Annotated in this window: 10 protein-coding genes; 5 read left to right on the forward strand and 5 right to left on the reverse strand. The window is 60.7% G+C overall.

Annotated elements, in window-relative coordinates:
- Positions 1–116 precede the first annotated feature (116 nt).
- Together OU426_RS18165 and OU426_RS16270 are read right to left on the reverse strand one after the other, a co-directional pair.
- Entirely contained in the window at positions 117–257 is a 141-nt protein-coding gene (locus tag OU426_RS18165; protein WP_420712609.1) for a twin-arginine translocation signal domain-containing protein, read from the reverse strand.
- Positions 258–332: 75 nt separating this feature from the next.
- The gene (locus tag OU426_RS16270; RefSeq protein WP_267635150.1) at positions 333–992 is read right to left on the reverse strand and encodes a flavin reductase family protein; all 660 of its coding nucleotides are present in this window, start codon (positions 990–992) and stop codon (positions 333–335) included.
- 118 nt (positions 993–1,110) lie between these two features.
- Between OU426_RS16270 and OU426_RS16275 the strand changes: the two genes are divergently transcribed.
- The 4 genes from OU426_RS16275 (at position 1,111) to OU426_RS16290 (ending at position 3,320) form a co-directional block, all read left to right on the forward strand.
- The gene (locus OU426_RS16275) at positions 1,111–1,749 is read left to right on the forward strand and encodes a GntR family transcriptional regulator (protein ID WP_267635152.1); all 639 of its coding nucleotides are present in this window, start codon (positions 1,111–1,113) and stop codon (positions 1,747–1,749) included.
- A 281-nt stretch (positions 1,750–2,030) separates the two neighbouring features.
- Positions 2,031–2,234 (forward strand): ParB N-terminal domain-containing protein, encoded by a 204-nt coding sequence (locus OU426_RS16280; protein ID WP_267635214.1) that lies wholly within the window; start codon positions 2,031–2,033, stop codon positions 2,232–2,234.
- A 46-nt stretch (positions 2,235–2,280) separates the two neighbouring features.
- Complete coding sequence (locus OU426_RS16285) at positions 2,281–2,724, forward strand: hypothetical protein (RefSeq protein ID WP_267635153.1); 444 nt, start codon at positions 2,281–2,283, stop codon at positions 2,722–2,724.
- A 50-nt stretch (positions 2,725–2,774) separates the two neighbouring features.
- Positions 2,775–3,320, forward strand: coding sequence for a hypothetical protein (locus tag OU426_RS16290; protein ID WP_267635154.1), 546 nt, complete (start codon positions 2,775–2,777; stop codon positions 3,318–3,320).
- A 772-nt stretch (positions 3,321–4,092) separates the two neighbouring features.
- On the opposite strand, the gene OU426_RS16295 is transcribed toward OU426_RS16290, so the two are convergent.
- On the reverse strand, positions 4,093–6,981 hold the full coding sequence (locus OU426_RS16295; protein WP_267635155.1) for a Tn3 family transposase: 2,889 nt from the start codon (positions 6,979–6,981) through the stop codon (positions 4,093–4,095).
- 120 nt (positions 6,982–7,101) lie between these two features.
- On the opposite strand from OU426_RS16295, the gene OU426_RS16300 reads away from it, so the two are divergent.
- Positions 7,102–7,713, forward strand: coding sequence for a recombinase family protein (locus OU426_RS16300; protein ID WP_267635156.1), 612 nt, complete (start codon positions 7,102–7,104; stop codon positions 7,711–7,713).
- A gap of 297 nt (positions 7,714–8,010) precedes the next feature.
- Here the strand turns inward: OU426_RS16300 and OU426_RS16305 are convergent, their stop codons facing one another.
- Both OU426_RS16305 and OU426_RS16310 read right to left on the reverse strand, forming a co-directional pair.
- Entirely contained in the window at positions 8,011–9,315 is a 1,305-nt protein-coding gene (locus OU426_RS16305; protein ID WP_267635158.1) for an HlyD family type I secretion periplasmic adaptor subunit, read from the reverse strand.
- Complete coding sequence (locus OU426_RS16310) at positions 9,305–11,050, reverse strand: type I secretion system permease/ATPase (RefSeq protein ID WP_267635159.1); 1,746 nt, start codon at positions 11,048–11,050, stop codon at positions 9,305–9,307. The genes OU426_RS16305 and OU426_RS16310 overlap by 11 nt, the downstream gene beginning before the upstream one ends.
- Between the last annotated feature and the right edge of the window lie 19 nt (positions 11,051–11,069).

The raw sequence follows: 11,069 nt of genomic DNA on the forward strand, positions 1-11,069 counted from the left end.
CAGACTATCATTTCGCCATTCGTGCCTTTACCGCTCTTTCAGCGTGCCGCATGACCCCAGGTAGTTGAACGGTCTCAAGCCGCTCCTTTGATTTTGTTGACTTTCGTGTACCGCATTTAACGGCTACGCGACACCGGCGTCAGCGTTTGCGCCCGCACCGGGAGGCCAGTGATAGCCATGGCCGAAGCCGCGCCGATACCGCCAAGAACAGACCGGCGCGACAAAGCTAGCCCGGTCTTGCGATTACGATGTGTCATTTCAGAATCCTCCGCTGTTGTGTGTCCGCCTCGACGCGCATGGCTGGGCAGTTTGTTGTAGTGGTTATCGCAAAGTCACTTGCCGCCACGGCCTTCCAATCCGGCTTGGGCGTCGGCATCGGATCCGGGCACGCGCATCTCGAAGGTCTCGCGGATCACGGTGTAGTCGAAGTATCCCAACCGGGCGATTGGCTCGATCGCGGTGATGTCCAGTCGACCGTCAGGCCGGATCACTTGGTCGTCGATATGGATCGTCTCCACCTGGGCAAAGACGACATCGACGGTGCCGTGGTTGGAGGCGCCGCGCATCGTGTGCGTGCTCAGGTACCGGCATTCGAACTTGCAGGGGCTTTCCTTGACCATCGGCACCGCACCGTTGTCGGAATAGATGCGGGTCACGTTGATACGGTCGAACTCGCTTTCCTCGGGCGGCAAAGCCATGGCGCTGATGTTCACCGCCTCGCGCAGCGCGAATGTCGCCATGTTCCAGACAAACCAGCCGGTTTCCTCGGCGTTCAGGACCGTGTCCTTGCGCCGCCCGTCCGGGTAGCGGTTGGCCGCGAACATCACCATTGGCGGATCGAAGGTCAGGTTTTGCCACTGGCTGTAGGGCGCGATGTTCTCCACCCCGGCGACACTGCGGCTGGACAGCCAGCCGATCGGACGCGGCACGGTGCAGCTCTTGAATGGCGAATACGGCAATGGGCAGCGTTCAGCACCGGGCGAGTACTTCATGGCGGCGTCCTTCTCGACCTTGTTTGTGATTTACAATATATGAGCGATATATCGGCAGTATGTCAATCTGCCTTGATATAGAGCGGCGCGGTGCGCCGCAGTTGTGCTGGAGACGGAAATGAACAAGACAGAGCAGGCGGTTGCCATGCTGCAGGGCATGATCGAGCGGGGCGAACTCGCCCCTGGGTCGATGGTGTCCGAACGGACCATCGTCGAGCTCATCGGCTTGGGGCGGACACCGATTCGCGAGGCGATCCAGCGCCTGGCGCCCAGCTACATGATCCGAGTGCATGCCAGCCGTGGGATCGAAATCCCGGCAATCACAGTCGAGGATCAGCTCAGCCGACTTGAGGTCCGCCGCGCCGTCGAGGTGCTGGCAGTAGACCTCGCGAGCAAGAGAGCCAGCAAGACACAGCGGGAGGCCATGCAAAGCTTGGCATCCCGTCTGGAAGGCCAGTTCACCTTGCAGGAGTACACCGACACCATCCGGGAAACCCATGCGCTCATCCTCGATGCCGCCGGGAACCGCTATCTCGGGTCGCTGATGCTCCCATTGCAGGGGTTGTCGCGACGGTTCTGGATCGTTCATGCGCGCGAGGAAAATAGCGATATCTTACGCGGGCGGGATCTGCACCGCGCCATTCTGACGGCCATCTCTGAAAGAGATGCGGAGGCCGCCACAGCCGCGTCTCGGGCGCTCAATGATTACCTTGTGGAGTTTGCGCTTGCAGTGGTGGCTCGCCAGGCTGCGCGGTGAGATGAACCGGGAGGGGTCTGCCGGCGCATTTCTGGTTCGATGATCGGGCTACTTTTCTGGCAGCGTTCAAGCTTCAGGGAAGCCACCTCCGGGAAAGCCAAGTTGCCAGAGGCCACCCTCTGGAAGCCTGTTTGCGAGAAGTCGTTGAGTCCGCTTCACTTTCCCCGTTGACAGGCCTGCCTCGATTGACCCGCCCCTTGATCATTGAAGAATTGAGCCCGGAGGCCCCCCTCACGGGCGCTTTTTTTGATTTCCCCCCCTCTCATCCCGAGCCGCATCCCATGGACCTCGTCTTCGCGCCGAGCCAGATCGAGGCTTGGCCGATTGCCCGGCTGCACCCCTATGCCCGCTTTGCCAAGATGCATGGCGACGACCAGGTGGCGAAGATCGCGGCCATGGCCGAGGATTTCGACCTGACGCTTGTGTGGACGCTGCGCGGAATGCAAGGACATCGTGAACCGGCAGTGTCCCGGGTGGTGGTGTAGGAGGCCGCGCGCGGAGCCTCCGGCGTAGCGCGGCGCGCGGCCGCGGGTGACGCTGGCGGTCACCGCTGCGGGAAAGGCCGAGACCGCTCTTGCCGGCGCGCGCGCCAAGCTGGACACAGTGATCGAGGCCCTGCCGGAAGGTCTGCGCACGCCCGAGGCGGTTGTCGCTCGACGGGAGGCGTTGCAGAGAGAGCAAAGGCAACTCTCCGAGGCGCTGGAAGTGGCGACGCAACAGGACCGAGCCGTCAGTGAAGTGCTCACCCGTTCGCAAGAGCAGCTAGAAGCAGCGAAGCGGGCGCGCGACGGGCAGCAGCAGCGCGTGAAGAAGGCACAAGGTGATTTTGTCGCTCGGCTTACCGAGGTTGGGCTGGACAAAGCGGGATATGATGCCTGCAAGAGCCATTTCCCGACTCTCGACGCCGACCGCAAGAAGGTGACCGATCACCGCGATGGATTGATCGCTGCTCGCAAGACATTGCGAACGCCATAGCCGCTTGTGCAGATCGTGAACGCCGGGATCTTGCCCCGCTACAGCTGGCGTTGGCAGACGCCACCCAGACCTTGAACGCGGCCAACGCTGCACTTGCCACAGCGAGAACGGATGTATCGTCACTGGCCAAATTCAAGGAATCGCTTGCCGCGGCTCTGACCGAAACCGAGCGGCTTGAAACTGAGACCGGTCCGCTCCGGGGGCTGGCTGATCTGGCTAACGGCAAGAACGATTTCAAGATGACACTCGAGACCTTCGCGATCGGAGCAATGTTCGACCAGGTTCTCGAGGCGGCGAATATGAGGCTCGACCCTATGACACGTGGTCGCTACCGGCTAACGCGTGGGCTCGAGCCATCTGGCGGTCGCGGCAAGCGTGGGCTCGAAATCGAGGTCTTCGACATCAACACCGGCAAGGCGCGCCCGACAGCAACGCTGTCAGGCGGCGAAACCTTTATCGCGGCACTGGCCCTCGCGCTTGGGCTAGCTGATGTGGTCGAGAGCCTTTCGGGCAAGATCCGGATGGACACTTTTTTTTCGATGAAGGCTTCGGGAGCCTCGACACCGAGAATGGGGCGGGCACGTTGGATCAGGTGATCCAAGTTCTTGCTGCGCTGACAGAGGGCAGCCGGGCCGTCGGCCTGATCTCGCACGTCGGACTGGTGCAGGAGGCTATTCCACAAGGCTTTTACGTGCGCTCGACCCCAAGCGGCAGCCGGGTAGAGTAAAGAAGGGGTACGGGATGACGGACCGCTGGTATTACCGGAAGGCACACACCCGCCGTCTGTCGTCAGGGCGCACGGTATCCGTCCGCGGCGGTTGGGCAGTTCGGGGCGATCGTGAAAGCAAGAGGGGCGCATCGTTCAGGCGGACTTGTCCAATATGTGGGGCGCTGATCGTAAGCGTTGGCATGCCCAGAGGAGGGTGGGTCCATTTTGAGGGCGGCAAAGGCCTGACACGAATTAAGCACCCTTGCCTGCATCTTGGCGAAGGTCTGAGCAGGCGGCGCGACGAGGACACACCGGATCTTTTCGAAAGCCTGCCTTAGCTCGTTGCCGGATCACACAGAGCGATTCTGACCAAAACACTTAGGTCGATGTTCAAACCACGACCCTTTGGCCGCATCGATGAACGTAAGTATTGGCGTCAAGCGCTCCTCCCTCAATGAACCGAGAAGGTCCCTGTCGCTGGATCTGATCACAAAGGTCTAGTCCTTGATCCGCCACATTCTGAATCGTCCTTGTTGCGTCACTTCTCGGATCAGGCCTCGCTCTTCCATCCATGCGAGGTTCCTTTGAACAGCCGCGCGACTTGCGCCTGTTAGGGGTCTGCTCCGGCTGAGTGCAAAATGACACCTTAAGGCTGGGTGCTATCGTTTTTTCCACCTGTATTCGCCTGTGAGCAGGATATGCGCCCACCCGAGTGGCGAGATGTGCGTCAGAAGGTCTGGTGAACAGTCGAGACCTTCGCCCTTTCTGGCTGCAACAGCGTGGCCAAGATGTTTGGTGTTCCAGTAGATGGCGATTGCGGCCAGCAGGTTAAGCCCCGCCATGCGATAGTGCTGTCCTTCAGAGGTTCGGTCTCGGATTTCGCCCTGCCGCCCAATGCGCAGCGCATTTTTCAAGGCGTGATGCGCTTCACCTTTGTTCAGGCCGATCTGGGCACGGCGCTGCATATCGGCGTCGAGCAACCAGTCGATGATGAACAAGGTGCGTTCAATGCGTCCGATCTCCCGTAGTGCAAGCGCCAGTTCATGCTGGCGCGGGTACGAGGCGAACTTCCGCAACAATTGGCTGGGTGGCATGACACCCGCCGCCATTGTGGCGACGGCGCGTAAGATGTCCGGCCAGTTTTCCGTGATCAGCTTTTCTCTGATCTTTCCACCGACCAGCCCGCGGACTTCCTTCGGCGCAGCGGCGGGGTCGAAGAGATAGAGCCGCTTTGAAGGGAGATCGCGGATGCGGGGAACAAAGCGATAAGACAGGAGTGCGGTTGCGGCAAAGACATGATCGGTGAAGCCGCCGGTTTCAGCGTATTGCTCTTTGATCTTCTTCCCAACCTCGTTCATCAGCAGGCCGTCCAGAATGTACGGGGCCTCGTTGACGGTCGCAGGGATGTTCTGTGTGGCAAACGGGCCGAACTGGTCGGAGACATGGGTGTAGGCCTTCAAGCCCGGCTCCTGCCCATACTTCGCGTTGATGAGGTTCATCGCCTCGCCATGACGCGCTGTCGGGAAGAACTGACCGTCGCTTGAAGCAGTCATGCCGACGCCCCAGAACCGCGCCATCGGCAAATCGGCCTGCGCCGCAATCACCTTGGCAAGCGCCCTGTTGATGGCATCGCTTTCAACATGCCAGCGGGACAAGCGCGAGAGTTGGAAGTAGTCATGTGAACTGGTCGCCTCGGCCATCTTGCTGAGGCCAAGGTTCAATCCCTCGGCCAGCAGCACGTTCAACAACCCGATGCGATCCTTGCAGGGAACGCCGGTGCGCAAATGGGTGAAGGTTTCGGTGAAGCCGATATCGTCATCAACTTCCTGCAACAGATCGGTGATCCGGACGGCAGGCAGGCGACCATAGAGATCAAGCACCATGCCATCAGCATCCGCCGGGATTGCTGCCGTCAAACGATCAACCTTGAGCACGCCGTTCTCGATTGAACCGCCGGGAATCGCGCCGGTTCGGGCGGCCTTGGCCAAACGCTTCATACCGTCCGCTAGCCTTGCCTTGCGATCATCGAGCCAGACCACAGGTTCGAATGGCATCGTCAGGCGAGGGCACGCCTTGGCTGTTTCTATCGGTACCAAAGCCTGTTTCAGATCAGCGTAACGCCGGGAATGGGGCAGCCAGATATCGCCGGATCGGAAAGCTTCGCGCACCTGGAACAACACGGCGACCTCCCAGAGCCGATTGTCACCTGGGTCCTGAGCATTGAGGTGTCGATGCCATTTCGAAGTTCGGCGTAAGAAGCCCACCTGGCGGGACGCATCGGTTTGATCCTGGGCGATGACTTTTGTTGCCTGCATCAAAGGTGCCGCCACCGGGGCGGCGCAGATATCGAGCGCCCGCAGCATTCTTGGGGCATAGCGCCGGAACCGGTGATACCCATGAACGACATGCGACAGGGCGTCAGCCGCCATCGTGTCGGTCAACTCGGCCGCGGTTGTCACCATGTTTTCGAGTTGAGACCAGCCACACGTAACTTCAATGGTCGCTTCAAGGGATGCACCATCCGCCTTGGCCGCTAGCAAGGCGGCGCCCAAATCCTTGAAGGAGCGCAATGTCTCGCGCAGCGAAGATCGGGCGTCTGCGATACGCGCATCGGAAAGCCTCTTCGCATCCCGCCAGATCTTGCCAACAATCCGGTCGTGGGTTTCGATCACGGCATCGGCAATGGCTGCCTTCCACTCTACCGCACAGACAGCAAGGATCGCCAGGCGCCGGTCACTCGTGATGTCGCGCAACCCATCGGCAAAGTAGCGCTCGCCTTGGCGGCGCAGGCGGGTGGCCCGATGTGGCGGTACGTTGGACAGAATATCCGGTGAGAGGCCGAATTCTTGCAAAAACTCCAACCGGTCCAGAAGTCGCGATGCTCCAGCCGAGTTGCTGCCCGCCTCGAAACGGCGAAGCCAGATGAACCGGGTGACATTGCCATCCACGATCTCGGTCAACAGCGCGTCCAGGCGTTCTTTCGTTTCATCGTCGATCTTGTTGGCGATCCGGCTTTCAATCCGACGTTCTGCCGATACCAGGGCATCCGCGCACAGCCGCTCGACGACCGAGATGCCGGGCAGGATTACTTGTGACCGGCGACACTCTTCAATAAATCGCCGTGCCAGGTCTTCGTTGGATCGGGCCGTTTCAGCCTCTTTCTCCAGCCAGGCTTTCAGACTGCGCGCACCCTGGCCCGAGAACATCTTGAAGCCATAGAGCTGGCGCAGGGCGTGCAGGTGCTGCTGACGGGTTTGCCGACGTGCGGCATATGGCAAGACATCGTCGCCGGTCAGACCCAACTGGGCCGCGATGAAGCGCAATACCTTTTCCGGGATGACCTCACCGGAAGACAACAGCCGACCAGGATAGCGTAGGGCACAGAGCTGTAGGGCAAAGCCGATCTTGTTTTCCGGCCGCCGCCGTTCGTTGATGTGTTCGATATCGTCGTCTGCCAGTGTGTAATGCCGCAACATCAAAGTCTCGTCAGTCGGCAGGTCGAAAAGCGCCGAACGCTGGCGCTCGGTCAGAATGGTGCGATGCGCCATGTTTCTTTTGCTTTCTTGTTGGAGTTTATTTATTGATGATTATGATATGAGTTAAGGAATAAACGAGATGGCCGAAAGCCCGGAATTCCTCCACACACCACAAACGTTCGTTTGTGAAACATGCTGATCGGATACGCGCGCGTCTCAAAAGCCGATGGCAGCCAGTCGCTTGATCTGCAAAAGGACGCTCTTGTTGAGGCGGGCGTCGATGAAAAGCAAATCTACTCCGATCAGGCCTCGGGCAAGAAAGACGACCGCCCGGGCCTCGAAGCCTGTCTGAAGGCTCTGCGCGACGGCGACGTCCTTGTCATCTGGAAACTGGACAGAATGGGTCGCAGCCTGAACCATCTGGTGAAAACGACGACCCTGCTGTCAGAGCGCGGTGCCGGCCTGAAGGTGCTTACAGGCCAAGGGGCACAGATCGACACGACCACCGCAGCCGGTCGGTTGTCATTTGGCATCTTTGCAGCGCTCGCTGAATTTGAAAGCGAGTTGATCCGGGAACGCACCATGGCAGGGCTGCAAGCCGCCCGTGCTCGAGGTCGAAAGGGCGGCCGTAAGTTTGCACTCACCAAAGCCCAGGTCCGGATGGCACAGGCCGCAATGGCCAACAGGGACACATCAGTTTCAGAACTGTGCCGTGAGCTGGGCGTGAAGCCCGTCACCCTGTACCGATACGTCGATCCCAAAGGCAACCTGCGCGACTATGGAAAACGCGTCCTCGGCGCTTAAGGTGTCATTCTGCACTCAGCCGGAGCAGACCCCTATTTGTCGATGTCCCGACCGCCGAGGCAAGACTCGTACCGTAAGCGATGGCGTGGACGCCCCCGGCGGCATCGATGTGCCACGGCGGTGGGTGCCTCAAGCACCGCTGCGGAGGGGAGCGTCCCCCACCGCTTACTGTGCACAGACGTGTGGAGGTCAATCGGTAAAGTGTACAACGAAGCCAACCTTCGGCTATCAAGCATATATCGCTTAAGAACCAAACTTCGCGACAGAACCGGTGCGGCTCGATGCTTGCGCGAAAATCTACTCTTCGCGAAATGCGTGCTGCATCTGGTCGAGAACCGGGCGAAGCAGGTAACTCGCAACAGATCTTTCGTCGGTTCCGAGAAAAGCTTCGATCGGCATGCCGGGGATCAGCTGGAGACTGCCGAGCTTACTTATCTCCGCTGGCGCGACCGTGACCTGGACTTTGTAGTATGTCGCCTGGGTCGCCTGATCGGTCACCGTGGTCGGCGAAATCAGCGCGACCTCGCCGTATATTTCTGGTGTCGTACGGTGGTTGAAGGCAGAGAATCTGAGCCGTGCTGCCTGACCCGGATAGACTTGATCGACGGCGGTTGGCGCGACATGCAGTTCGAAGGTGCGAACATCAGCGTCCGGGATGATCTGTGCAATTACGGCGCCCGGCGGAACGACCCCACCGACGGTGACGATCTGCAACTCATGCAGATAGCCGCTGACCGGGGCGACAATATCGATCCGTTCGAGTTGCTTGCGCGTGGACGCGATCTGTTGATCAAGTTCATCAATCTGGCTTACCGTGCTTCGCAGTTCTGTCACGGCCTCTTCGCGGAACTGTTGCTCTATCCGGGCCTGTTCGAGCTCGGCGTCGCGGATAGAGTTCCCCAGCCGTGCAATCTCGCTGAGCTGCTCGGTGATCTCGCCCAGTAGTTGGGCGCGGCTTTGTTCGAGCGACAGGATGTCAGCCTTTGTCACGAGGTTCTTTTCGACCAGTTTCCGTTGCTTATCGAGTTGTTCCACGACCAGCTGTTCCTGCGCACGCTTTGCGCCGAGCAAAGCTGTGATGCCGTCGATCTGGCTGCGGAACTGGCTGATCCGCTCGGCGGTCTGGGCGCGGCGGGCGGATTGAATTTCGGCACGGGCACTGAAGATCGCCACCTCGCCCTGTCTGAGAGAGGAAAGGTCGATGTCGCCGAGCGCGATAGAGGGGTCCGAAAAGGCGGGCGGCGCCGTTCCGTCCCGTTCGGCGAGCAGGCGGTCACGACGGGTGATAGCCTCCGCGTAGCGGCCAAAGTAGATCTTCAGGTTGGCCCTCAGGAGCGTATCATCGAGCCGGATAAGCAACTGCCCCTGATCGACATGCTGCCCCTCGGTGACGAGAATCGCGCCGACGATCCCACCGTCGAGATGCTGGACCGACTTGGGCTTGCCATCGACCGAGACAGTCCCTTGCGCCACGACCGCACCCGCGATCCCCGTCCAGACCGACCAGAAAATCAGGATCAGGACGAGTGCGATGCTCCCGATCACGGCGACAAGGCCCGCCTTGCGCATGTCGGTTTGCGGCGCCTTGGTGTCAGCCAGCATCCTGCATCCTCCGGATGACGGCAGGGCCGGTGTGACCGGCCGGTCTTGTGGCCTGCGCCAGAACCTCGTCACGATCGCCGAAATGTCGGACCTGTCCGCCCTGCAGGACCAGTACCTTGCCGACGGCGGCAAGCGCGCTTGGCCGATGGGCCATGAGGATGACCGTCGTTCCCCTCGCCCGCATGTCGAGAAGCGCTTTCGCGAGCGCCTCGTCACCGGCAGCGTCAAGATTGGAGTTGGGTTCGTCCAGGATCACGATCTTGGGTGAGCCGAAGAGCGCACGCGCCAGGCCGATACGCTGCACCTGGCCACCCGACAGGGGGAAGCCGGAAAAACCGATCTCGGTGCCATAGCCTTGCGGCAGGGACAGGATCATCTCATGTACGCCGGTCAGTTTGGCAACGGCGACGATATCCTCGTCCTTGGCCTCGGGGTCGAACCGGCAGATATTGTCGCGGATCGTCCCGGACAGAAGTTCGACCTGCTGCGGCAAATACCCGATATAGCGGCCGAGCTGTTCGGCGCTCCATTGCGGCAAGGCAGCGCCGTCCAGCCGGATCTCGCCGCTGTCGGCCGCCCAGGACCCCACGAGCAGCCGTGCGAGCGTCGATTTACCCGAGGCGGACGAGCCGATCACCCCCAGACCCTCGCCTGCCTCCAGCTGGAAGGTGACATCCGACAGCACCGGCGGCCTCTCGGCCCGGTTGCGCTGTCCGGGCGCGAACTTGGTGAGACCACGGACGGCGATCTGGCCCGTAGGCTCCGGAAGTTCGATCGGCACGGCCGCCGCAGCCGGCGCCGCCAGAAGTTCGGTCAGCCGACGATGCGCCTCGCGCGTCTTGACGATTGCGCGCCACTGGCCGATCACCTGATCGATCGGCGCGAGCGCCTTGCCCGAGATGACCGAGATCGCGAGCATCAGTCCTGGCGAAACCTCCTGCCGGATCGCGAGATAGGCCCCAAGCGCAAGGACGGCCGACTGCAGCAGCATGCGGAAAGCCTTGGATGCCGCCGACAATATCTCGGACTTGTCGCCGCCGCGCTGATGGGACCAAAGCCCTTCGTCGTGCATCTTGCGCCAGCGGGCACCTATGCGGCCGCTCATGCCCATGGCCTGAATGGTTTCCGCGGTGCGGTAGCACTGCTCGACAAAGAAGCTTTCCGCCGCATCCATTCCCATGGCGCGCTTGTAGGCTGCATCCGTCAGAAACTGTCCCGCTATCGCAAGCACAGTCACCACCAGAGCGCCGAAGATCGTCAAAAGGCCGAGCCAGGGATGGATGAGCGAGACGATCAGCAGATAAAAAGGCACCCACGGCAGATCGAGGAAGCCAAGCATGGCCGGTCCGGTCATGAACCCGCGGATCGTCGCGAGGTCGTTCAATGGTCTTCGAAGCGCGGGATTTCCCGACAGGGCTGTCTGGATCCACAGCTCGAATCCGCGATTCCCGAGTTGCCGGTCTAGCCGGTAGGCCGCGCGCGACAGGAAGCGTACCCGCAGAAAGTCGTAGAAGGCCAGGAAGGCATAGAGCACCACGACGATCGCCAGGAGCCCGATCAAGGTCGGAACCGACCCCGATCCGAGAACCCGGTCGTAGACCTGCATCATGAACAGCGATCCGGTCAGCATCAGGATGTTCACGCAAGCGCTGAACAGTCCGACGAAGACGAAGGTCCTGCGAAGCCCGGTGAGGGCTTCGCGGTAGAGATTTGGTACGGGATTCACGTGCGCCATTCCAATGCGGCTCGTCCGC

This window comes from Frigidibacter sp. RF13 (genome assembly GCF_026626305.1).
Lineage (GTDB): Bacteria > Pseudomonadota > Alphaproteobacteria > Rhodobacterales > Rhodobacteraceae > TMP-24.